The sequence below is a fragment of the Novosphingobium sp. genome (genome assembly GCF_040398825.1).
Taxonomy (GTDB): Bacteria; Pseudomonadota; Alphaproteobacteria; order Sphingomonadales; family Sphingomonadaceae; genus Novosphingobium.
The window spans coordinates 1-22,456 of sequence record NZ_JBBATI010000006.1; the positions used below are offsets into that span (position 1 = coordinate 1).

The window sequence follows — 22,456 nt, forward strand, 5'->3', positions numbered from 1 at the left end:
AAAATCAGCCGCTTGGGAATCCCCACCGTGAGTCAGCTTCACCGCTCGTTGGTATTATAACCGTGGTGGGCTGCTCACATACGTGTCGCAACACGGATTGCAAGTCCAAGCAATTTTCTCAAGATGGTCTGCTGCTCCAACCCGAACGAACGACCGCCTCTGAGCAATCAGCAAGGGCCGTTGGGCGACGACAATGGGCGCGGTAGTCAACCGGCGGCCTGACTTCTGTAAGTCTGGTTCCGGCGTAGGCCGACGCTCCAGAGGCCGCCGCGGAACGGCGAAAGTTGGCCGATTTCTGCCATCCCGCAATGAGTGAGGCAGGGAGTCGGATGGGGCCAAGCCGTCCGGGATTTCCAAAGACCATCCGTTTATTCGCCAGCCCGTCGCAGGTCGCACATACGGGTTGCCCAAATGCCTCAACTCGGTCGTTCTGCCTGCTTTTCGCTTCGTTGGCCTTGCGGTTCGGCGGGTTCACGACGAGCGCCGATAGGGAATTGGGCAAAAAGCAGGGAAGGCTTGCGTTTGTCGGTGCAAGCCGCTGATCGCTCACGCCGCGGCGGATTGGTCGCGGCGTGCCTTGATCATCTTGATCAGCGGCATGAACGGGAACACGGTCTGGTCCCAGATCGACAGGCGTTTGCGTTCGTCCTGGCCCACGACCACGCCTTCGCCATCCTTGAATGTGCCGAAAATGCGGTCGATCAGGATCAGCGAATTGGCGTAATTGCTGCGGGTGTCTTCCAGCGGGACCGAATGGTGCAGGCTGTGGTTGCGGATCGTCGTGAAAAAGAACGCGTACCAGCGCGGCGGATCGGACCGCACGTTGGCATGGGCATAGATCGACACGGTGCTGAGCACGTGCACGCCGCAGAATACCGCCGGCAGCGAAAAATCGAACAGCGCGACCACGCTCAGGCTGATCAGGAACAGTTCGATCGGGTTGCCCACCGCGCCCTTCATCGCGTTCAGCTGCGTGATGTGATGGTGCGGGGCGTGGGTCATCCAGAACGGGGTGAAATTGTGCATCAGCCGATGCATCCAGTACTGACCGAATTCGATCAATACGATGACCAATGCGGCCTGCACCAGGAACGGCAGATGTTCGGCCCAGGGTGTCGAAATGTGCAGCGCCGCTTTCAACGCCGTCAGCGGGTCTTCGGCCAGATGGGTCGATAGCCAGTTGATCACGGTATAGCCCAAGATCACGTAGAACAGGTCGGTGAAAAATTCCCGCCAGGTCAGGCGCCAGGTCACATGGCGTTCGTGCACCCACTCCAGCGCCTGAACAAATGCCAGTGTCACGCAGCCGGCGATGACCAGCGACAGCGGGTTGTTCACCCACGCCTTGGGCGCCAGCATCCAGAATGCGACGACAACCGCAATCGTCGCCGGCGGCAACAGATTGAGCGCGCGCGTTTTCATGTCGTCGGTCGTACTGGTCACGTTGCAACCCCATCCTGATCGTAGTCGCGTTGGCACTATAGCCACAAACGCATGAACTTTTCCAGACGCCTGATCGTGCACTTCGCCGCCAGTGGACCGGGCTGGCAAACCGGTGGTGGTTTTTGTTGTGTCCCGGCAGATGGCAGGGTCAGCCGTTAGCCCGGCGTCACCGCCTGGCGGGCCACAGCGGTTGCTGCGATCACACTTGGTTCGCGCATAGGCGCGAAACGCGCGCGGGCCGATACGTCAACTGCCGTATGCCGCGTCGGCCGAACGCGCCTAACACCACTACGACGCGCCATGGGTCTGGCCATCCAGAATGGCGCATGCCAACCTGCGGGTGGATTTACAGGGGATAGGACAGATCATGGTCATTCTGCAGAAATTTCGCGCGCGCATGGCCCGGCCGGCGGGACTGTCGCTGGCGGCTGTCGCGTTTGCTGCCGGCTGCGGCGGGATTGCCGCCCCGGCACTGGCGCAACAGGCACAAGTGATCACCGTGCCCGGCTTTGCCGATTTTCTGACGGTTGATGGCAAAACGGTTTGGGCCACCAACAAGGGGCGGGTGGAACGCTGGTCGCGCCACCGCAAGCTGGCCACGGTGGCGTTGGCGCATCCGTGCGGGGCGATGGCCCTGCTCAACCACGCGCTGTGGGTGGCCAATTGCGCCGATGGCACGCTCAACCGCATCGACACGCGCACCGCACGCATTACGGCGCGGATCGCCACGGGCATCGCCAATCCGCTGGGTGAGCTCAATGTCGTGGCTGGTGCCGGATCGGTGTGGGTGACCAGCGATAAAAAGGGCGTGATCGCGCGGGTCGATCCGCTGACCAGCACCGTCATTGCATCGATCGCGGTCAATCCCGATGCGTTTTATTTGGCGTTCGGGCTGGGTTCGCTGTGGGCGGTCAGCGGCACGCAGCAGACCATCCAGCGGATCGATCCCGCCACCAATACGGTGGTGAAAACAACCGCATTGGGGCGCGAACCGGGCTTTCTGGTCGCGGGTGAAGGCGCGGTTTGGGTGCAGGAACAGGGCGATGGCACGCTGGCGCGGATCGATCCGCACAGCGGTGAGGTGACCGGCCGGGTCAAAGTGGGTGATAACCTGAAATATGGGGACATCGACGCCGGCGGCGGCAAAGTGTGGCTGCGCACTACCGATGACCAGGTGTTTGCGGTGATCGACCCGCAATCGCTGGCCATCCTGGCGCGCCTGGGCAAACCGGCCGGCAGCGGCGCGCTGCGCTACACCGCCGCCGGGGTGTGGACCACCGCGCACGATCAGCACACGCTGAGCTGGTGGCCCGCACCGGACAAGATCGGCAGCGCACCGGCCGGCAAATAGCGGCCACCGCGCCGGCCCGGCGCCCGATCGGCACAGGAATCATTTGCCCTTGGCCGACGACCGTCTTAGCGTGCGCAGCAACTGCGGACCGGCAAAACCTTGCCGGAATAACGCCATGCACAGGGGTTTGATGCCATGACCATCCGGTTCGTTGTTGTTGCATCCATGCTGCTGGTACCGGCCGTGGCCGTGGCCGCCCCGCCGGCACAAGTGTCGAGCGAACAACTGGTCTGCGATCTGAGCGGCGAATGCGGCGGCAATGCTGCCGCGCCAACGCGCAACGGCCCGCAAACGCGCGGGTTCAGCATTATTCATGCCGGATCTGCGCGTGCGGCGACCGGCGGCCACCAGGCGAGCACCCAGCGTCTGCATGTGGTTCCGCCCGGTGGTGTTCACGCGCCGCGCGGCGCGGTTGGGCATGCCGACCTCGCCATCGCGTTCCTTTCCGGATCGGCCACGCTGACGAGTGCGGGCAAGCGGACCGCCGATCAGTTTGCGCTGGCGCTGCAATCGCCGGCGCTGGCGACAAAGCGGTTCATGATCGGTGGCCACACCAGCGCAGTGGGATCGCGACCCTACAACCAGGACCTGTCGGAACGACGCGCGCAGGCGGTGGTGGACTATCTGGTGGCGCAAGGGGCCACCCGCGCGCTGTTCGATGTCAAAGGGTTTGGTTTTGACGTGCCGCTGCCGGGTACTGCGGCAGCGGCGTCGGCCAACCGCCGGGTTGAGATCGTCGCGCTGGCCAAATAGGCGGCCGGGGGTTTTACCCCGCTGGCGCATCGGGGTCATCGAAAATGGCCTCGATCGACAGGCCGAACAACCGGGCGATCCTGAACGCCAGCGGCAGCGATGGATCGTGCTTGCCGGTTTCGATCGCATTGACCGCCTGTCGCGAAACGCCCAGCTGCGCCCCCAGGTCGGCCTGGCTCCATGCACGCTCTGCGCGCAATATTCGCAAGCGGTTGTTCAAGGTCGGTCTCCCGCGCTGGCGGTCACTGTCCGGCCTCGAACGAAGCGTCGACCAGCCAGCTGAGGCAGGCGACCGGCATCACCGATGCATAAAGAAAAACGCCCCAGAACAGCCCGTTGAACTGTTCATAGGTGACCGGCACCCAGCCGCCATGGTCAACCGCCACCGCGGCATAGATCACGCCCGCCAGCGTGAGCACGGTAAACCCGCCATATGACTGGTTCATGGCCCGGCTGCGCAGCTGCAATTCGTATTCGTCCAGGCTGGCGGGGGATTCAGCCACGATCCGTTGCAAAGAACTTGAGACCAGCGGCACAACACACGCCAGCGATACCAGGATCAGGCCGTAACCGATGGCCACGGGCAACGGTGCATGGTTGGCAAAATTGATGATCAGCGCGCCGACGGGATAGGCTGCCAGTGCCAGCATCGAACATCCACGCACTGCGTTGATGGAAATCTGCGGCGCGGGCGCGCGCATGCGATAAAACAACATCCGGTTCCTCCGCTAGGTTCACCTGACATTATGTCAGGATAACCTTACATACCCAGCGAAGCGAATTGTGTCAAGTCTACCTTACATCGCGCGGGGCGACCTGTGCCGCGGCCCGCTGTTTTTCCAACGCGCGCTCAATCGCCGGCATCATCAGGTCGGCGGCGCGGACTGATCCAGCCTGCGTAAAATGGCCATAGTCGAATTGCATGGGCACGCCGGGCGCGGCCCAGGTCAGGCAGCTTTGTGCATCGCACAGCAGATCGACCATCGAAATATACGCGACCCCGCTGCGCTGTGCCAGCGCGCGCATCGCCCGGTCGGTCACCTCAACCTCCCGATCGCGCGCGCGAAATGCCAGATCGGGCTGATGGCGCAGCGATCCGAACACCAGCAGGCGGGGCAGCGCGCTGGAATATTGCGGCACTGGCCCGACCAGCACCGGATGCGCGGCGCGCACCGCAGGGTCGGCCAGCGTGTGTTGCAGCAAGGGCAGGTCATCCAGCCGCCAGCGCGCAATCAACAGCATCACATCGCTGCGGTTGGTGGTGATCCATTGCCCCAGCATCGCCCGGAACAGTTCACGGCAGGGATCGGCGCTGGGGGCATAGAGCAGCGGTTTGCAACCGGTATGCGTGGCCTGCAACACGTTGAACCGGTTGCCGTATTGCGACAGCCCTGGCCAGAATTGCGCGGCGTGGCTGTCGCCCAGCAACAACAGATTGGGCAGCGGTCGATCATGGGCCAGGCAGGACTGCGCTGCAAATTCCATCCGCGGCCCAACCGCAAAACAGCTGCCGCGCCGGTACAATGCATCGCCGTCCATCCCGTCAAACGCCGCGACCGCCTGTTGCGCCGGGGTGAAGCGTGCGGGAAAACCGCGCGCCGCGATCAGCGTGGCGCCGATGGCGGCACAGCCCAGCATGGCCAGCACCGCCCCGGTCAGCACCGCGCGTGTCGACCATCCGCCGGCATTGACCCGGAACGGCCGCTCCACCCACCGGGTGGATGCGATCGCCAGGCCAAACATGACCGCCAGTTCGCCCAGCTGCACGGGCAAGGTCACCGGCAGGAACAACCCGATCGAGGCGAACACGATGACCGGCCAGTGCCACAGATACAGCGAATAGGAGATGCGCCCGATCGCCACGCACGGCGCCGTGCCCAGCAAACGCGCCACCAGGCCGCCTTGCCCGCCGGTCAGGATCAGCAGCGCGGCACCGCCGCAGGGCAGCAATGCCAGCGCGCCGGGGAACGGCGATGCCGCATGCAGCGAATGGATCGCCACAATGATCGCGGCCAGCCCGGCCCAGGCCAGCAGGTCGTTGGCGCGGTGCGACAGCCGCATGGGCGGTGCCGTCGCCACCAGCGCACCCAGCCCCAGTTCGAACGCGCGCGACGGCAACAGGTAATAAGCAGCCGACGGATCGGCGCCGACCAGCCAGATCGACGCGGCCAGCGATGCCGCAATCACCGCGCCCGTCACCAGCGGGACCCACGATGCCCGGGTGCGCGCGAGCGGGGCGATGATCAGCGGCCACAGGATATAAAACTGCTCCTCGATCGCCAGCGACCAGGTGTGGAGCAGCGGTTTGAGCCTTGCGGCTGGTTCGAAATAGCCGGTTTCGGCATAAAACAGCACGTTGGACCCGAAAAACGTCGCTGCAGTCAGCGATCGGGCATAACGGACCAGCTCGGACGGCAGCATGACCATCGCGGCGATCACCGTGCACACCGCAAACAGCGTGAACAGTGCCGGAAAAATGCGCAAGATCCGCCGGCGATAGAATTCGGCGATCGAATAGCGGCCAGCGCGCGCCTCTGCCACGATGTTTCCGGTGATCAGAAAGCCCGAAATCACGAAGAAGATGTCGACCCCGACAAACCCCCCCCATACCCCGCGCAGCCCCATATGGTTGAACACCACGGGCAGAATCGCGAGCGCGCGCAACCCGTCGATGTCGGACCGATAACGCACATGGGGGATGGTTGCGGATGTCATGCCGGATCGGCGCATAAAGTCTGCGGGGACGCCGGGCGCGGGTGAATTGCTCCGTAATGGGGGCGTAGCGTAACGATCCTCAGCGCGGGCCGGGACCGGCGCCCATCCGGGCCGGCGGGGATGGAACGGCGCGGGCCGCGCTTGGCCAACCCGCGCACTGCAGCGCGCACTGTGCCGCCCATCGTCCGTGGTCGATCCGCCCCATTTCCGATGTGCCTGCCCTTGCTGCCCGGTGTCGATCGCGGGAATGCAGCGTCGGGCGATCAGGGGCCGCTGCCCCTGCGCCGGTTCGCCCGGATTGGCTGTACGCAGGTTGGGCTGGTGATGAGGATGGGCTGGTGATGGTTGGCGCCAATGTTGCAGACACCTTTGCGGACCGCTCGCCGCGCCTGCTGGGCGGTCGTGCCGGCGCGGCAACCGCTGATGCTGCGCCGTCGATGCCCCCGGCATTGCCGCCGGTGCCATGGCGCTGGCGGCTTGGCACTGGCGATCAGGCTTTACGACGCGCGTGCTGGGCGCTGTTCCTGCTGCTGACGCTTACCCAGATCACCATGGCGTTTGCGGTGGTCAGTCCGCTGGCGCTGGCGGTGCTGGTGGCCGCGCGGCGCGTCACCTGGCTGGTGGTGACGGTGATCGCGGTGTTCGATGTGCTGTCCGCCAAACCGTCCGACCAGCTGAAACCCTTGCTGGCATTCGTTCCGTTCGGGCTGGCCGGCATCGGCTCTGCGCTGCTGGGCGATGCACCGGTGGACGGGGTTGCGAAAGTGGCGCTGTGGCTCATGACAGTGCTGAGCGCATGCGTAATCGGCCGGAAATTTCGCAACATCCATCTTCCCGCGGTGTTGCTGGTGTGGTTCGGCGCCGTCCTGCTGGCATCGATCGTGGTTGCACTGGCGTTTCCGCGGATCGGGGTCATCGCCGACGGGCGGGTTGCCCATGGCGCGTGGCGCGGGGTGTTTGTCGCCAAAAACTGGCTGGCCTGGTATGCCGGGTTTGCCGTGCTGCTGGCCGCGTTCGGGGGCGGGCTGCGGATCATGTTTCGGGTTGCGCTGACGGTGCTTGCGGGCGCGTGTCTGTATTTTGCGCATTCGGCGGGCTCGGTCATGGCACTGGGCGCGGTTGCCGGCATTATGGCGCTGATTGCGCTGTGGCGACGGCTCGGGCTGTCGCCCGGTATGCGCGTGCTGGCCAATGCGTCGGTGCTGGGCGTTGCCGCGATTGCCGGCTCGATCGGATATCGCGGCATTCTGGCCGCATTGGGCCGCAATGTGACGCTGACCGGGCGCACCACCATTTGGCAGGCATATTTTTCGCGCGCGCTGGATACCTGGGTCTATGGCGCCGGGCCAGGCAGCTTTACCGAACTTTCCTCCGCCACGCAGGATGTCGGGCTGCGATTTCAGACCTTGGGCAAGATCTATACACCGCACAATTTTTTCATCGCGGTGTTTGGGGAAACCGGGATAATCGGGCTGCTGGCCTATGTGCTGGCGTTCGCCACGATCCTGTTCAACGAATGGCAGGTGCCGCATGCCAAAAGCCGCGATCTGCTGCAGGCCTTTACACTGTTTTTTCTGATCAGCGGGCTGGATGAAACGCACGAAGTGTTTGGCGTGGGTGCCGGCATTTTCATGATCATGCTGATCCGGGCCTGGGGTTGGCCGGATCGTCCCGCCCCGGTGGTCAATGCGCCGGGGTTGCACGGTGCCACCTGATGCGGCGGTGACGGACCTGCCCGATCGACGAAGGCCGCTGTCACGCGCGATCGGTCGGCGCGCCGCTGCGGCGCGGCCGGGCGTGTTGCGCTATGCCCGCGCGCTTGGCCCCACCGGTGTGGCGCTGGCCCTGCAATTCGTCACCTTTGCGGTCACCGCGCGCGGGCTGGGTGTGGCGGCGTTCGGTCTGTACGCAACGGTCATTGCGGTTTCTGCCATCCTGATAGAGCTGCTTGGTTGCGGGTTCAGCGATGTGCTGGTGCGCGCCGTCGCCCGCGATGCCGCAAGCTTCGCCACCTATTTCGGCCTGATGCTGATGGCATTTGCGGTCACATTTGTGCCGGTACTGCTGGGGGGTGCCGGCCTGCTGGCGGTGGCCAGTGGCACGGCGCTGCCGTTTTCGGTCGCGCTGGTCGGGCTGGCCGGTGAAATGATTGCTGGTCGCTGCTGCGCGTCGACCGAGGCGATTATGGTGGCGCATGGCAGCATGTCCGGCGCGGCGGTGGTCCGCATGGTAACGGTGGTGACCCGGCTGGTTTCGGCGCTGTGCTATTTTGCCATGGCGCGCGCGCTTGATCTGTGGGTGTGGGTCGTGCTGGGCCAATCGATCGCGCTGGCGATCGGGCTGTGCCTCTATATCGTGCATCGCTATGGGCGCCCGCGCTTTGCCTGGTCGTGGCAGGAATGGCGCGCCGGGCTGGCCTTTGCGGTCAATCAGACCGCCCGGGCGCTGCAGGGCAATGTCGATCGGCTGGTACTGGCCGGCTTTGTCGGTCCGGCGGCACTGGGCGCCTATGCCGCTGGCGCCCGGTTGCTGGTGGTCGGGTTGTTCCCGATTCAGGTGCTGACGCGGATGCTTTATCCCGAATTTTTCCGGCAAGGTCTGGGCGGTATCACCGCGACCCGGCGTTTTGCCATGGCACAGGCGCCGGTCATGCTGGCGACCGGGGTCGGATCATTGGTGATTGTCGCGATTGTCGCGCAGTTTTTGCCGCAAGTGCTGGGGCATGATTTTGTGGCGTCGCGCAATGCCGCTGTGCTGCTGGCCACGGCCCTGCCGCTGATCGGGCTGCAATATCTGGCCGCAGATTCGCTGACCGGCGCGGGGCATCAGGGCCTGCGTGCGGGCCTTGCCATCGGGGCCAGCCTGGCGCTGGGCCTGCTGATGGTGGCCGGCGAACATATGCTGGGTGGCATCAACGGTGTGATCGCCGGATTTGTGGCGGGCCATGCGCTGTTTCTGATCGTGCTGATCGCGGCATCGTGGCGGGTTGCACGGGTGACCCCGGCCCGGCCCGCCTGATCCGCCCGAAATGGGCCGGTCAGGCCGCGTCGCCGGGGCGCAGCGGTTTCAGCACGATCCACACATAGGCGACCGTCGCGGTCATCAGCATGACCGACACCAATGTCCAACCGTGGTTGCCCAGCGTATTGGCGGTGCCACAGGCCAGCGCGGGCGGCAGATAGTGCAGCATGCGATCCTTTGCCGGCCGGGGCCCAGCCGAACGTTGCATAAACAAGACGGCAAGCCCGCCGAAAATGATCACCGTCAACCAATCAAATACTGATTCCATCGGACCAATCCCTTGCCCTTGTGCCAGCGCCGCTGGCAGATCGCACATGTGCCAGCGCCGCTGACCGATCGCACAGGCGATACCACCGGTTGGATGTTTTTGTTCGGGAGATACCTTCGAAACGGGCGCGATCGGTGGCCCGTGCCTGTCCGTCCTGGCGTAGATCGAAACCCGGATGCGTCAGTCAGGGAATCAGCGATGTCGCTCGGCCACAACCACTACCGCCGGTATTTGCGGAGCGGCTTGCGCAAACATCGTAACCGCGCGCGCACCTTTGCCGCCCTCGCGCTGCTGGCGTGTCTGCCCGCGCATGCCCATACTCATACCCATACTCATACTCATACCCACGCCCCACACCGCACGACCGTTGTCTGGCATGACGATTTTGGCGGGGACCAGCCGCGCTGGACCGACTGGTCGCGCTGCGCGCAGCCGTGGGAAGACAAGCTGAGCCAGTGTTCGGCGCTGGTCAGCGGATCTGGTGAAGAAGTGTTCTGGAACCCGGCCTTGCTGGGCGGGGGGCGCGATCCGGTGGTCAGGGGCGCCGAAGGCGGCATCATGCTGCTGGCCCGCCCGATGACCGATACCGAACGCGCGCTGCTGGATCGGGAAATGGCGCGGCAGAAAGATTTGCAGCCGCGCTACCGCGATGCGTTGGCCAATGCCCGCTGGACCTCGGCCTGGATGCAGACGCGGCCCTCGTTCGCGATCGGTACCACGGTTTCGGCCATGATCCGCCCGGGCGCCGGCGCGTCTTCGTGGGATGGGCTGTGGATGCTCAACGATCCTGCGCACCGGCGCTGGCCGCCCGAAATCGACGTGGCAGAGGTGACCAATGAACCGGACGGGCGCATGCACGTGCGCCAGGTTATCCACTATCGCGACGAAACTGGCCAGTTCCGCACCGCCGGCTGCCCGATCGCGGTTATCCCGCGCGACTGGATCACGGTGTCGGTCACGCGGTTGGCCGGCCAGATCCGCTTTGGGCTGAACGGGGTCGAACGCTGCCGCATTCCGGCGCCACCCGGGTTTGGCGACCCGATGAATCTGATCCTGAGCGAACAGGTCGGTGGCCTGGCCGCCCATACCGATGCAACAACCGTTCCGTTCGGGCTGGAAGTCCGCTGGGTAAAGGTCACCCGGCCATGAGCCCGCGTCCCGCGCTGGCGGCGGCCCCCGCTGCGACCCCCGCATCAACCCCCGTGGCGCCCCCGGTTGATGCCGCGTTCAAGGTGCTGGCGGTTGATCCGTCGCTGTTCACCGCACCCTATGACGCGGCTCTGGGCGCTGGCCTGGCGACGGCCGGGGTGCGGGTCGAATGGGCCAGTCGCGCGCTTCGTCCCGGGGAAGAAGGCGATCTTGACCCGGCCGCGCATAGGCTCACCTGTTACCGGCGCAGTGATGGCCCCAACCGCCGGCGCGGGCTGGCCGGGCGATTGGTCAAGGGCTGCGAACATGCGCTCGATCTGCGGCGGATTGTGCGGCTGGCCGATGCGCGCGGCTATGATCTGGTCCACTTCCAATGGGCGATTATGCCCATATTCGATATTCCGGCGATGCGCCGCATTGCGCGCGACCGCCCGGTGGTGCTGACCGTGCATGATGTCACGCCGTTCAACGGTGCGGCGGTCAACGCCTGGCAGCGGCGCGGTTTTGACGATCTGTTCGGCGTGGTCGATCACGTGATCGTGCACACCGCCGGCGCGCGCGCCAGCCTGATCGCGCGCGGGGCGGACGCCGATGCGATCAGCGTGATTGCCCATGGTCCGCTTTCGCTGCGGCACGCGGCCCGGCCGATGCCCGGCAAATCCCCCGATCGCTGGCGCGTGGTGCTGTTTGGCCGCCTGCAAACCTACAAGGGGATCGACGTGCTGATCGAGGCATTGGGGCGGTTGCCCGATGCGGTGCGGCATCGGCTGGAAGTGGTGGTGGCGGGTGACCCGCTGGTCGATCTGGCGCCGTTGCTGCGCCGTGCCGATGCGCTGGGGCTGACCGCACCGCTGTTGCAGATCGTGCCGCGCCGGCTTGATGATCAGGATATGGCCGATCTGCTGGGCAGCGCCGACAGTTTCGTCTTTCCCTATCGCGCGATCGAGGCGAGCGGGGTCTTGTTTCTGGTGGCGGGGCTGGGGCGCTGGGTCATCGCCAGCGATCTGGGCGCGTTTGCCGATGTCATTGGCCATGATGGCGCACGCGGCGCGCTGGTTCCGCCTGGCGATGCAGATGCGCTGGCCGCCGCGCTGGCCGATGCGGTCGGGCGCCGGCCGGCCCGCGATGCGCAAATTCCGGGCTGGGATGCGATCGGGGCGCAAACCGCGGCGCTGTATCGGCGGTTGCTGGCCAAACGGGCGCGCGCAGCATGACCGGGCGGGTGGTGGTGGTCGTGCCCGCGCTGAACGAAGCACACGGCATCGAACGCGTCTTGCGCGAATTGCTGGCCGGGCTGCCGGATGACCGGGATGCCCAGGTGGTGGTGGCCGACGGTGGCAGCACCGATGGCACGCGCGCACAGGTCCTGGCGATGGCGGCGAACGACCGGCGCCTGCGGCTGGTGCACAATCCGCGAAAATTGCAAAGCGCCGCGATGAACCTGGTGGCGCGGGGTGCGGGACCGGCGCAGTGGCTGATCCGCGCCGACGCGCATGCTGCCTATCCGCCGCGGTTTGTCGCCGATCTGGTCGCCACGCTGGAACGTACCGGCGCCGATGCGGTGGTGGTGCCGATGGATTCGCAGGGTGCCAGCCTGATCGGGCGCGCAATCGCGTGGGTGTCGGATACGCCACTGGGTTCGGGCGGTTCGGCGCATCGTGGCGGCGCGCGCGCGGGCTGGATCGATCATGGCCATCATGCCGGCTGGCGTCTGGGCAGCTATCTGGCGGCGGGCGGCTATGATGAAAGCTTTACCCATAACGAAGATGCCGAATTCGATTGCCGGCTGACCCGGCTGGGCGGGCGGATCTGGATCGATCCGGCGATCCGTCTGACCTATTTCGTGCGGCCAACTTTGCGCGCGTTGTGGCGGCAATATTGCAATTACGGTCGCGGCCGGTCGCGCACGGTGCGGCGCCATCCTTCCAGCCTGCGGCTGCGGCAGTTTCTGGTGCCGTGCGGGGTTTCAGCGATTGTCATGGCCACGCTGGGCGCGCCGTTCATGCCGGTGCTGTGGCTGGTGCCGGCTGCCTATGTCGCGGTGCTGGCGGTAACATCGCTGGGGCTGGCACTGCGCCACCGCAGCGCGTGCGGCCTGCTGGGCGGGGTGGCCGCGCTGGTCATGCATTTTGCCTGGGGTTTCGGATTTGTCAGCGGGCTGGTCGCCTTGCGTGAACGGCGCTGGCAACCGGTTGAGGGAAAGACTTTGGCATGAGTTTCGATGCGGTAATCGCCATTCCGACCTATCGACGGCCGCAGGGCCTGCACCGCTTGCTGACCTCGCTGCAGCCGTCGCTGGACCGCTATCGGGTGGCGGTGATCGTGGGTGACAATGCCTGCGATGCTGAAACTGCTGCGATCGTCGCGGGTTTTGCCAGGCGCTATCCCGACATCCATTATCTGCCGGTGCATGAACGCGGCATCAGCCAGAATCGCAACGCCCTGCTCGCCGCCTATCGCATGATGCCGCCCGCGCCGTGGCTGGCCATGCTGGACGATGACCTGGTCGCGCCACCCGATTGGCTGGAACAGATGATCAGCGTGGGGCGCGGGTGCGATGCCGATGTGGTTGGCGGACCCTATCGCATCGACGCCGACGCACCGGGGGTCAGCCGGTTGGTGCGCAATTCGATTCTGGTCAACCGCCCGAACCACCCCACCGGACCGATCGACCGGTTTCACGCCGGGGGCAACATGCTGCTGGCGCGGCGGCTGTTGTTGGCCGAACCGCTGCTGTGGTTTGATACCGATCTGGGCAAATCGGGCAGCGAAGACATGCAATTTCTGGATGCGGCCAAATCGCGCGGGGGCCGGTTTGCATGGTCGGCCCAGGCGCTGTGCATAGAGGATTTTCCGGCGGACCGTGGAACCGCAAAATATCTGTTCGAACGGTACTATTCCACCGGTAACGCGATGGCGCATATCGCAGTGGCGCAACAGGGGCGGGTCATGGTGCTGGCGCTGGTGTCGCGCCGGCTGTTGGCATCGCTGATGCGGGTTGCGGCCAATCTGGTGCGGTGCAACTGGGATCGCGCAGTGCAGCGCGTGTTCGATGCGACCTGGGCCGTGGGTGGGTTGGGTGCGGCACTGGGGCTGGGGCGCAGCGAAAGGTACCAGTAACAAGCGTCCCGGGCGCCGGCAGGCCCGCCGTCAGCGGGTAAACGTGCTGACCACATACCAGGCGTGCCAGCGCAGCATGGGGATGGACAACAGCCAGCGGTCCAGCCGTTCCATCACCGGCATCAGTCGGCGTCCCGCCGCATAGCGCTGCAACGGCACCGCCACCAGCGTGGTCAGGCCATAGAAACGGTTTTTGACGCCGGAAAAAATTCCCGCGGCAAGCGTAAAATCGCTTTGCAGCAGGGGATGTTCGTCCACGCTGCGCGCCGAAGGCGTCAGCGCGCGGTACACGCGGATCGCCGGATTGATGCCCAGTGGCTCGCGAAAAACCGCGCGTCCGCCCGGCTTCAACACCCGCTCGATTTCGCGAAAGGCGCGTTCTGTGTCGAGATGGTGGATGATGCCGCTGCCGAACACGACATCAAACGTGCCATCGGCAAACGGCAAGGCATGGGCATCGCCCACCTGGAAATCGACATTGGTGATGCCGTTGGCGGCCGCACGGGCGCGGGCGGTGGCGATTGCCTCATCGGAAATATCCACGCCGTGCACATGGCGCGCCACGTCGCAGATGCGGAACGATGACCAGCCGTTGGCGCAGCCATAGTCCAATACCACGCCATCCCGGGCGCAGGCGCGCACCTCGTCTTCGAAATCGCGCGCGCAATTGCCGATCGCGCTATAGTATTTTTCCTGGTCGTGCCGGTTGTCATGGCCATCGGCGAACCGCCGGTTGTGAAAATCTTTTTCGCGCGCAACGATTTGGTCGATCGACATGGTCAGCCCCGTGTTACCTGCGAATGACCGCGGTCATTCTTGCCCGGATGGCCTAACCAATCGGGCCGCGGTTGTGTGGCGAACTGCATCCGATCCTGCCCCTTTGCCGTTCGCCGCCCCCACCGCCTCCTGCCCCACGCACGCGCTGATCCGGCCGGGCAGGTCAGGCCGTGCCGTAATAGCTCCACGAATTGTGGTTCACGCTGGCCACCGCAAAACCGCTGCTGCCGGCCAGCGCTGACGAATTCACATTGTTGAAAAAGATGTTTCCCGCGCCGCTGATTTTCAGCATCGCGCCGCCGTTGGTATCGATCAGGGTATAGGCGTGGCCGGCCAGCGCCGACAGATCAAGATGGTCATTCTTCACATCGAAATCGGTGACGAAACCTTTGCCGATGGTCGCGCCAAACACAAAGGTGTCGGCGCCACCGCCGCCGGTCAGCATTTCCACCCCGGTCCCGGCGATCAGGCGGTCATTGCCCGCACCGCCGATCAGCGTATCGGCCCCGCCACCACCGGTCAGCACGCTGCCGATGCTGTTGCCGACGAGGATGCCACCCACCGCGTTGCTGGTGCCGCGCGTTGCCGTGCCGGTCAGCACCAGTTTTTCGACATTGGTGGGCAGGGTGTAATCGACCGAGGCGAAAACCGTGTCGGTGCCGGCGCCGGCCGCCTCTACCACCTGGGTCGATGTGCGGTTGACATAGTAACTGTCGTTGCCGGTGCCGCCGGTCAGCGTGGTTGCGCCGTTCAGATCATTCAGCGTGTCGTTGCTGGCCCCGCCGGAAACCACGGTGGCGGGCAGATTGTCCAGGCTGAAGGCATGGACATAGGCCACATTCATGCTGGCGCCGGTAAAGCTGCTGGTGGTGGTCTTGTCCAACCCCAGATTCAGCATCATGTACATCGGGCCATGCATGTCGGCCGGCGTGGCGATCCGCCGCACCGCCACGCCATCCAGGTACCAGGTGATCGTGGTGGCATTCCACAACAGGCCAAAGGTGTGATACCCCGATGACAGGTCGGGGGTATAGACCGTGCTGGCCCCGATCACCTCTTTGCCGGTGGCAAAGGAATGCGTGGTCGCGGTCCAGGTGTCGCTGCCGTGGCTTTCCATAATGTCGATTTCTGCGCCGCCCGACACTGAATAGAGCCAGAACGCCGGCCAGGCGCCGCCACCCGCGGGCAGTTTAAGCTTGGCTTCGAAATAGCCGTAAGTCTGGGTAAAACTGTCGCGCGTTGACAGCATCCCCGATGTGAACTGGTATCCGTACAGCGCGCTTTGCTGGCTGGCGGGCGCCGGCGCGGCACTGATCACCAGGGTGCCGTTTTTGAAACTGAACGGGTTGGTGGTGATCGCCTTGCCGGTAACCTGCGAGATCATGGTCGGGTCAACGAAAATCTGTTTTTCGCCCGATTGCGGCAACGTGCGCGCCGCCACGGCGTTGGGATTGTCGCCCCAGCCATAATCGGTACGCCACAGGGTTTGTCCACCGCCGGTCGACGCGCTCAGCTTGCCGCTGCTGAATTCGGCATTGAATGTCACCGTCATCCGTTTGGTCACGACATTCGACGCCAGCAGGAAATTGTCGGCGCTGAAACCGGCGATGGTGGTGTTCTGAAACCGGATCGCGTCGCTGGCATCCAGCTGCAGCACGACATCCGACCCGACCTGGGTCATCGCCGCCTTGACATCGGCAAAGGTTTTGAACTGCGCATAGCCGGCCAATTGTACCGTTTCCGGGTTGGCCGAAACCGATGCGCGCGCGCCGCACACGAAATTGGTGATGACGTCATAACCGCTGCCCGCGGTGAAACGAAAACAGTCACCCGCCGATCCGGTCAGCACATCGTTGCCGGCGCCACCGTCGATCGTGATGTTTTCGGTATTGCTGACGATGACATTGGCCCTGGCATTGCCGGTGACGCCCGAACCCGCCCAGAATACCGTCATGTTGGTCAGGCCTGCGCCCATGGTATAATTGCTGGACACATAGACGGTGGCAAAGCCGGTGTAGCCGACCGGTTCGATGATCTTGTCGGTGTTGGTGACGCCGTAGAATACGTCATCGCCGCCATTGCCGATCAGCGTGTGGCCGCCGGTGCCATCCATCTTGAACTGGTCGTTGCCTGCCGTACCGGTGGCGGTGCCATTGGCAAGATTGGCAATCGTGATAACATCCTGCCAACTGACCGCTGTTCGAACGGTATTCCCAAAGAAATCTTTGATAACGGCCATTTCAGGCGGGTCCTTTCTGCGAAGGGCAGTCAAGACTTTACCAGCGAACAATATGTCCTGCGCATGTCCACAATATTACCCCGCGTAAAAGCGCAGTAATATTGGCGTATCACCCGATGAGGTGCGGATAGTGCGAAGAAATATTGCCGGGCAAAATCAGCGTCTCGTGATGGATACCGTTTTCCCCGAATTTCCTCTATCGCGAATTGAAGCCATTGGTTTTCAAGGTGTTAATGCGCCAAGGGTGATGGCTACCCAGCGTGGTAAATCCGCCGTCAAGGAATCACCCGCCCGGGCCGGTCCCACCGCGCCCACGCCCGATTTCCGGCAGATTCCGGCGGCCGTCGCCGCCAGGCCAGACTTGACACTATCCCCAACACAACGCGTTAACGCGCCTTTCCGATCATGCCGGTGCGAATACGGATGGCCTTAATTCCGGGAATGACGCCCGGTTTATGTGCACGGCAACGTGCTGGGTCAGGATTGCGCGATTGGCCGCAGGCGACGACCCGATGGTCACAGAAAGGCCGCCACGTGCCGCGCGGCGGTGGCAGCGCACAAGAAACGTCCAAACCGACCGACTGCGAACAGATGCCCTCGCTCGCTAAAATGAGGTGGCGTGTTCTGGGAATCCGCCATTGGCAGAGCCATCCCGCATGTCGTCAATTGGGTCGTGTGCTGACTGGCAGGTTTTAGGTCCCGACCTCGGAATAGCCGCCGTTCGAGAATGCTACGAGCGGTCGCCAGCTACCACCGCGAAAGGCGACATTCAGAGCTTGAAATCGCTTGATCGAAAGCCACCTTACGTTCACTCCGGGACTGTCGGTTCCTAGTGCCAACTCCGCAATGCTAGCTAATTGGACTAATTACCTATTTGACTATCGGCAATGTTTCGGCATCTTTGCGCTAGAGTGAGCCTTTAGTGTTGGTGTGGAATGCGATTGCGGTTGGTACCGGCCCCTTCGATATTGAGTCAAGGCAATGCATCGTTTGAAAAATTCGAGGGATTTTCATGGCAAAGACACAGGCAATTCAACTCCTATTTAACGAAGAAAGCCGTGATCATAAATCCGAGATTGTTGGACTGTTCAAAAATGCCAAGCGTTTCGAATGCTTGGTGGCATTCGCAAAGCGCTCCGGGTGGAAAAACGTAAAAGTCGCGTTGGAAATGGCAATCGCAAGTGAGATGTCGGCACGGATCGCCATAGGTCTCAACTTTTTTCATACCGATCCTCAGGTACTCCGCATCCTTTTCAAGCTCAGCAAGAAATATAATTTAGAATTGTATCTCAGCAATTCCGATAACACTTTTCACCCAAAAATTTACGCATTCGAGTATAGAGATAGATACACTGTCGTGGTTGGTTCGGCGAACTTCACTCACGGCGGCTTATCCCAAAACTATGAGGCTTCAGTGCTGGTCGATGATGCGCGCGGCATGATGATGGCATCGGTCACTAAGCATTTCAATGATCTGATCAAAGATGAAGCAATTGTCCCAGCTACCACGGTGCTGATCAATCGGTACGAAAAGGATCACGAAATCAACGCCGCGTGGTTTCGTTTCGCCAAGCGGCGCGCAAGCCGCGCGGTCGCATCCGGCGATTCATCGCTTGATGCGTTGGCGAATTTCCTTCGACTGATGAAGGAAGGCGGCGCGAAATCGAATTTTGAGGTTCAACTGAAAATCAGACGCGACAATCTCGTCGCCGCGCCTAGGCAGCTGCGATCCATCGCTTCATGGCGCGGCAAATCAGAGAAGGATTTTCTCGGACTATATGAACGCCTGATTTCCCTGTTTCATTCTGGTGGGTTAGCGCGTCAAAAGACCCGGATCGCTGTTCAACGCGATGCGTTCGTGCTTGCCGTAGTCTCGATCATCGATCGGCCCGATCTCTCACCACACGATGCCTTCGCAGTTCTGCACGGCGCCTTCGTCAGTATCAGAGGTGCAGGTATCAATCTGCTCACCGAGATGCTGCACACGCTCGATAACAAGCGATTTGCGGTGATGAACCAGAACTCAGTCGCCGGCTTGCGCCTCGCAGGGTACAATGAATTTCCGCGGCATCCGTCGAAGGCGAGCGTCAGCGCGGATTCGTATCAGCTTTACTGCGGCCATGCGGATGCCGTGCGCAAGGCGCTCGGGCTCCACGATTTCACCGAACTCGATGCCCTTTTCAACTATGTTTATTGGCATGGGAATCGCCCCGACGATGATGAAGAGGACGGCGATGAGACCTGACGTATCCGTCCGCTGCCATTGCGGTCGGTCGCTGCCCAAATCCCGACCGACTGAAGCTAGCTTTCGTTCATGACATCGCTAATGGTGGAATTAGCCCATCGCCCACTGGTAGGTTTCAGGAGAGTATGTGAGCATATCTCCGCTTCTCGCGGGAAATATTATGACAACCCAGCCCGATCAGCCTGCCGCGCCGCCAGCAATCTCTGACTTCCTCAATGCGGTGCGTGGCTTTCGGGCGGCGATGGTGCCAAGCTTCAGTTTCGTGGCATTTCGCCGCGATGGACGCTGGGAAATATTTCGTGCCCGTATCACCCTCCACCTGCCCGCAACCAAGATACCGCTCCTTTCAGTAAGGACGGACAATATCCTCGCTGGGACCGACCCGGTTGGTACGGACCTGTTCGCACTGGAAAAGTGCATCGACGCAATGCGTTCCGGTGTGATCGAGGTCGGTGGCGAGACGCTGCATTTCCTTCCCAGGATGGGAGGCGAATACGGCATGACGTTCATACCACTCCACCCTGACGGTATCGCCAGTCAAACCCGCATCGCTGTCCTCCAGATGTTTGGAAACGATCAGACCGGCTATCTTTTGCACCCGCCATTCGATTGGGAGCTACGGGCGGCGGCGCAACCCTTTGATGGCGTAAATGAGCTCACCCGTGAACTGAACCTGGCCACTTTGCCCCAACACGGCTCCCTGTTCGAAGCCGTTGCCTTCAATGTCGTCGCCATCGACAACGCCTCGCATGTCGACGGCACCGTCGCGCATTTTGGGCTCCGGCTATGCGAAGGCCTTGATACTGCCAAAGCCAGCATCGGCTACAGAGTGATGTCTCAAGGTGTGGCTATCGCCCGTGAGCGGATAGGTGGAACGGCCATGACGTGGTCGCAGGTGGACGGTGTACAGCTCGGTCAAGCGACTGTAGATGTGCCGGCAGCCGCAACGATTCATGCCTATGCCTGTTATGATGGCGCCACCTATCAGCACTGGTGGTTCAGCGATCCAGACCACAGCCAGAATCCCCGACGAGCAGCGTACGAGGCCACAGACAAGGGACTGCAGAAGCTAAAGTCCCTTGTCCGCACCGGTGGCAAGCAGGCACGTGAATTTGAAGCCGCAGTCGCTTGCCTGCTGTGGATGCTTGGTTTCAACTCGGTCTATCTCGGCGGCATTCCGCGCATGTCAGACGCAGCTGACGTCTTAGTCACCACGCCCCAAGGCCATTTTGCCGTCGTAGAATGCACCATCGGCGTACTAAAGGCGGAGCACAAACTCACGCACCTTGTCGACCGAACAGCCGCTGTTCGAAACCAACTGGAGCAGTCAAACTTTCCCAACCTTCGGGTACTACCAGTGATATTCACCATGAAGACCCGCGATGAAGTGCAGGGTGATCTCGACCAAGCTCGTCAGCTTGGTATTCTTGTGGTAACCCAAGACGATTTTGAGAGATTATTCTTTTTAACTTTGCAAATTAGCAACGCCGACTATATTTTCTCCGAAGCTGAGAAGAGTTTGCAGTAGGCGATGCAAGCTGTAATCGAACCTGAGCTGCCATTGGAGGGGTAGGTCAGATTATTAGGTTTGAGATGCCGCATATCCAACGGTAGCGATCTGCCATGCGCACCCCACGACCTGCCCTACCGATCCGCCTTCACCAGCGGACACGACAGGGGGCGGCTAGGCTGGACCGGAATGGCTGGTTTTGGGATTTGCGAAATGCACCGCGAACGGCGACAATTGGGGCGCAAAGCTTCCACAGCCTTACCCGGCTGCTATTGGCCGTTGTCGGCCGTCCGTTCGCGCACCACTTGAGCGGAATTTGCCCGCGCGTTTTGCCGGAATGTTCACGGTGTGAAAAACGCCGCGCGGCGGGCTACAGCGGCGGATCTTCTGCGATGGCCAGTTTTGGGCCCCATGACGCGCGGGCGCGCAGCAGTGCCCCGGTCAGCATCAGGCCCAGGATCATCGTCATCCACGTGCCTGGTTCCGGCACGGCGTTGCTTTGTGCAAAGATCAGGGGGAGGCGGTCGTTCAGGGCCAGGCCGCGTTGTGGCAGCAGGTATCGCCGTTCGGCGGAAAAGCGATAGAGCAGGCCCAGGTCGTCCGCGCCGAACTGGCGCGGTTGCGGGGCTGCCATGGCGAACAGGTCTGCGTCCGGGGCGGGGAGGTTGATGGCCAGATCGGTGTTGGGCGCCGGTCCGGTCGCGCCAACCAGGCGCTGGCGCAAACCGCCGGGATCGGGCGAGGTTTGGGCCAGCGCCAGACGGTGCGCCCGCGTGCGTGGGCGCGGATGGGCGGGGTTGTGGTCGGACGGGTCTGCTGCGTGCAATCTGGCGAGAGGCGTAAGCTGCGCCAGTGCGGCCGCTTGATCTCTGCCCGGCGACGCATCGTCAGGCTGGGGCCGGGCCAGAAAATACGGGCGGCTGACGAACAGTGCGGTTGAAAAGACCAGCATCAGCAGCGTGGCAATCATGACCCGACGGGCCAGGCGGCGCTCGTTTCCGGCAAGATTGTCCACAATCAGGTCCCCAAATTCATCCACAGGCGGCGTTACGCCCTGCTGGAATTGTGTCGATTGCCGGCCCCGCGACCGTCCAACCGTTTGTCAGAATGCCGCAGATTGCCGCCGACGCCATCGCCTGTTGCCGCAGAAACGGTTGCACAGGCGGCGGTCTATCGCGGTGGCCGACAGCGGCGGGCCGTGCGGTTGGGCAACCGCACGACCCGCCCTGCATTGTGGCAATCAGGCCGCGGCAAGCGCACCGGACTGCTGACGCAGCGTCTGGCGACGCGAACGCAGCATGCCACCGACCAGGCCCAGGCCCAGGATCGACAGCGCCCAGGTCGACGGTTCCGGAATCGGCGCCGAAATGCTGCCGGAATACCCGGCATGCCCCAGCGAGCTTCCGCTGATCACCAGCGTTTGCGTACCAGCCACCAGATTGGCCACGTCGATCGCATAAACCCGGATGTTGCCGGGGATGATGTTCGGCGTCAGCGTATTGCCGTTCAGCGTCGCGGTAAACGAGCTGAACGAATGCGAAAACGCCGTGATCGTGATGGCGGCAATCGTTTCGCCGGTAATGCCCGTCGTAAACTTCAGCGTGTCGGTAAAGCTGCCCGACCCGATGCCGTTGTCCGAAAAGCTGCTGGAGGACGCATCGCCAGTCGTCGGATCGGCAAACGAGGTGGTCCCCGATGCCGTATAGGAAACGAGCGCTGCGTGTGCCGGGGCTGCTGCCATGACAGCAGACGCGACGGCGGCGCCCAAAACAAGTTTCTTCATCATGTGAATACTCCCGATCAGAAAAACGCCAGGGCGGAACTGCTTGCGGACCCCGTATCAAAGGGGCGGACCCCGTATCAAA

19 protein-coding genes are annotated in these 22,456 nt (G+C 62.9%); 10 read left to right on the top strand and 9 right to left on the bottom strand.

What is annotated here, in order from left to right:
* Window positions 1-546: 546 nt before the first annotated feature.
* Window positions 547-1,443 carry a sterol desaturase family protein gene (locus tag ABWP89_RS04875; RefSeq protein WP_502915233.1) on the bottom strand — a complete coding sequence of 299 codons (897 nt, stop codon included), beginning with the start codon at window positions 1,441-1,443 and terminating at the stop codon, window positions 547-549.
* Window positions 1,444-1,810: 367 nt separating this feature from the next.
* Here ABWP89_RS04875 and ABWP89_RS04880 point away from each other — a divergent pair, with 367 nt between their 5' ends.
* On the top strand, window positions 1,811-2,794 hold the full coding sequence (locus ABWP89_RS04880) for a Vgb family protein (protein ID WP_353227637.1): 984 nt from the start codon (window positions 1,811-1,813) through the stop codon (window positions 2,792-2,794).
* 135 nt (window positions 2,795-2,929) lie between these two features.
* Window positions 2,930-3,547, top strand: coding sequence for an OmpA family protein (locus ABWP89_RS04885; RefSeq protein ID WP_353227638.1), 618 nt, complete (start codon window positions 2,930-2,932; stop codon window positions 3,545-3,547).
* A gap of 13 nt (window positions 3,548-3,560) precedes the next feature.
* Here the strand turns inward: ABWP89_RS04885 and ABWP89_RS04890 are convergent, their stop codons facing one another.
* The 3 genes from ABWP89_RS04890 to ABWP89_RS04900 form a co-directional block, all read right to left on the bottom strand.
* Complete coding sequence (locus ABWP89_RS04890; RefSeq protein ID WP_353227639.1) at window positions 3,561-3,767, bottom strand: helix-turn-helix transcriptional regulator; 207 nt, start codon at window positions 3,765-3,767, stop codon at window positions 3,561-3,563.
* A gap of 22 nt (window positions 3,768-3,789) precedes the next feature.
* Window positions 3,790-4,263: a hypothetical protein gene (locus ABWP89_RS04895; protein ID WP_353227640.1), complete on the bottom strand. Its 474-nt coding sequence runs from the start codon at window positions 4,261-4,263 to the stop codon at window positions 3,790-3,792.
* Window positions 4,264-4,339: 76 nt separating this feature from the next.
* Complete coding sequence (locus ABWP89_RS04900; protein ID WP_353227641.1) at window positions 4,340-6,262, bottom strand: acyltransferase family protein; 1,923 nt, start codon at window positions 6,260-6,262, stop codon at window positions 4,340-4,342.
* A gap of 341 nt (window positions 6,263-6,603) precedes the next feature.
* Here ABWP89_RS04900 and ABWP89_RS04905 point away from each other — a divergent pair, with 341 nt between their 5' ends.
* A complete protein-coding gene (locus ABWP89_RS04905; RefSeq protein WP_353227774.1) occupies window positions 6,604-7,977 on the top strand; it encodes an O-antigen ligase family protein in 1,374 nt (457 codons plus the stop codon).
* A complete protein-coding gene (locus ABWP89_RS04910; protein ID WP_353227642.1) occupies window positions 7,967-9,280 on the top strand; it encodes a lipopolysaccharide biosynthesis protein in 1,314 nt (437 codons plus the stop codon). Before ABWP89_RS04905 ends, ABWP89_RS04910 begins: the two co-directional genes overlap by 11 nt.
* A 19-nt stretch (window positions 9,281-9,299) precedes the next feature.
* Here ABWP89_RS04910 and ABWP89_RS04915 read toward each other — a convergent pair whose 3' ends face one another.
* Window positions 9,300-9,599: an XrtV sorting system accessory protein gene (locus ABWP89_RS04915; protein ID WP_353227643.1), complete on the bottom strand. Its 300-nt coding sequence runs from the start codon at window positions 9,597-9,599 to the stop codon at window positions 9,300-9,302.
* 150 nt (window positions 9,600-9,749) lie between these two features.
* Here ABWP89_RS04915 and ABWP89_RS04920 point away from each other — a divergent pair, with 150 nt between their 5' ends.
* Genes ABWP89_RS04920 through ABWP89_RS04935 form a run of 4 tightly spaced genes read left to right on the top strand, consistent with a single transcriptional unit; the run spans window position 9,750 to window position 13,820 of the window.
* Window positions 9,750-10,700, top strand: a complete 951-nt coding sequence (locus tag ABWP89_RS04920; protein ID WP_353227644.1) for a glycoside hydrolase family 16 protein — start codon at window positions 9,750-9,752, stop codon at window positions 10,698-10,700.
* The gene (locus ABWP89_RS04925) at window positions 10,697-11,914 is read left to right on the top strand and encodes a glycosyltransferase (RefSeq protein WP_353227645.1); all 1,218 of its coding nucleotides are present in this window, start codon (window positions 10,697-10,699) and stop codon (window positions 11,912-11,914) included. The genes ABWP89_RS04920 and ABWP89_RS04925 overlap by 4 nt, the downstream gene beginning before the upstream one ends.
* Entirely contained in the window at window positions 11,911-12,915 is a 1,005-nt protein-coding gene (locus tag ABWP89_RS04930; protein WP_353227646.1) for a glycosyltransferase family 2 protein, read from the top strand. Before ABWP89_RS04925 ends, ABWP89_RS04930 begins: the two co-directional genes overlap by 4 nt.
* Window positions 12,912-13,820, top strand: a complete 909-nt coding sequence (locus ABWP89_RS04935) for a glycosyltransferase family 2 protein (protein WP_353227647.1) — start codon at window positions 12,912-12,914, stop codon at window positions 13,818-13,820. Before ABWP89_RS04930 ends, ABWP89_RS04935 begins: the two co-directional genes overlap by 4 nt.
* Before the next feature lie 30 nt (window positions 13,821-13,850).
* Here the strand turns inward: ABWP89_RS04935 and ABWP89_RS04940 are convergent, their stop codons facing one another.
* On the bottom strand, window positions 13,851-14,597 hold the full coding sequence (locus tag ABWP89_RS04940) for a class I SAM-dependent methyltransferase (protein ID WP_353227649.1): 747 nt from the start codon (window positions 14,595-14,597) through the stop codon (window positions 13,851-13,853).
* A gap of 163 nt (window positions 14,598-14,760) precedes the next feature.
* On the bottom strand, window positions 14,761-16,836 hold the full coding sequence (locus ABWP89_RS04945; RefSeq protein WP_353227650.1) for a family 16 glycosylhydrolase: 2,076 nt from the start codon (window positions 16,834-16,836) through the stop codon (window positions 14,761-14,763).
* 1,012 nt (window positions 16,837-17,848) lie between these two features.
* On the opposite strand from ABWP89_RS04945, the gene ABWP89_RS04950 reads away from it, so the two are divergent.
* Window positions 17,849-19,081 carry a phospholipase D-like domain-containing protein gene (locus tag ABWP89_RS04950; RefSeq protein WP_353227652.1) on the top strand — a complete coding sequence of 411 codons (1,233 nt, stop codon included), beginning with the start codon at window positions 17,849-17,851 and terminating at the stop codon, window positions 19,079-19,081.
* A 160-nt stretch (window positions 19,082-19,241) separates the two neighbouring features.
* Entirely contained in the window at window positions 19,242-20,609 is a 1,368-nt protein-coding gene (locus ABWP89_RS04955) for a hypothetical protein (protein WP_353227653.1), read from the top strand.
* Between the two features lie 352 nt (window positions 20,610-20,961).
* Here the strand turns inward: ABWP89_RS04955 and ABWP89_RS04960 are convergent, their stop codons facing one another.
* Window positions 20,962-21,606: a hypothetical protein gene (locus ABWP89_RS04960; protein ID WP_353227654.1), complete on the bottom strand. Its 645-nt coding sequence runs from the start codon at window positions 21,604-21,606 to the stop codon at window positions 20,962-20,964.
* Between the two features lie 225 nt (window positions 21,607-21,831).
* Window positions 21,832-22,374: an FxDxF family PEP-CTERM protein gene (locus ABWP89_RS04965; protein ID WP_353227655.1), complete on the bottom strand. Its 543-nt coding sequence runs from the start codon at window positions 22,372-22,374 to the stop codon at window positions 21,832-21,834.
* Window positions 22,375-22,456: the final 82 nt, after the last annotated feature.

Bases quoted from the DNA above. Each gene is read 5' to 3' on its own strand.
- ABWP89_RS04880 (WP_353227637.1), top strand. From the start codon at position 1,811: ATGGTCATTCTGCAGAAATTTCGCGCGCGCATGGCCCGGCCGGCGGGA.
- ABWP89_RS04885 (WP_353227638.1), top strand. From the start codon at position 2,930: ATGACCATCCGGTTCGTTGTTGTTGCATCCATGCTGCTGGTACCGGCC.
- ABWP89_RS04895 (WP_353227640.1), bottom strand. From the start codon at position 4,263: ATGTTGTTTTATCGCATGCGCGCGCCCGCGCCGCAGATTTCCATCAAC.
- ABWP89_RS04900 (WP_353227641.1), bottom strand. From the start codon at position 6,262: ATGACATCCGCAACCATCCCCCATGTGCGTTATCGGTCCGACATCGAC.
- ABWP89_RS04905 (WP_353227774.1), top strand. From the start codon at position 6,604: ATGGTTGGCGCCAATGTTGCAGACACCTTTGCGGACCGCTCGCCGCGC.
- ABWP89_RS04915 (WP_353227643.1), bottom strand. From the start codon at position 9,599: ATGTGCGATCTGCCAGCGGCGCTGGCACAAGGGCAAGGGATTGGTCCG.
- ABWP89_RS04920 (WP_353227644.1), top strand. From the start codon at position 9,750: ATGTCGCTCGGCCACAACCACTACCGCCGGTATTTGCGGAGCGGCTTG.
- ABWP89_RS04925 (WP_353227645.1), top strand. From the start codon at position 10,697: ATGAGCCCGCGTCCCGCGCTGGCGGCGGCCCCCGCTGCGACCCCCGCA.
- ABWP89_RS04930 (WP_353227646.1), top strand. From the start codon at position 11,911: ATGACCGGGCGGGTGGTGGTGGTCGTGCCCGCGCTGAACGAAGCACAC.
- ABWP89_RS04935 (WP_353227647.1), top strand. From the start codon at position 12,912: ATGAGTTTCGATGCGGTAATCGCCATTCCGACCTATCGACGGCCGCAG.
- ABWP89_RS04940 (WP_353227649.1), bottom strand. From the start codon at position 14,597: ATGTCGATCGACCAAATCGTTGCGCGCGAAAAAGATTTTCACAACCGG.
- ABWP89_RS04945 (WP_353227650.1), bottom strand. From the start codon at position 16,836: ATGGCCGTTATCAAAGATTTCTTTGGGAATACCGTTCGAACAGCGGTC.
- ABWP89_RS04950 (WP_353227652.1), top strand. From the start codon at position 17,849: ATGGCAAAGACACAGGCAATTCAACTCCTATTTAACGAAGAAAGCCGT.
- ABWP89_RS04955 (WP_353227653.1), top strand. From the start codon at position 19,242: ATGACAACCCAGCCCGATCAGCCTGCCGCGCCGCCAGCAATCTCTGAC.
- ABWP89_RS04965 (WP_353227655.1), bottom strand. From the start codon at position 22,374: ATGAAGAAACTTGTTTTGGGCGCCGCCGTCGCGTCTGCTGTCATGGCA.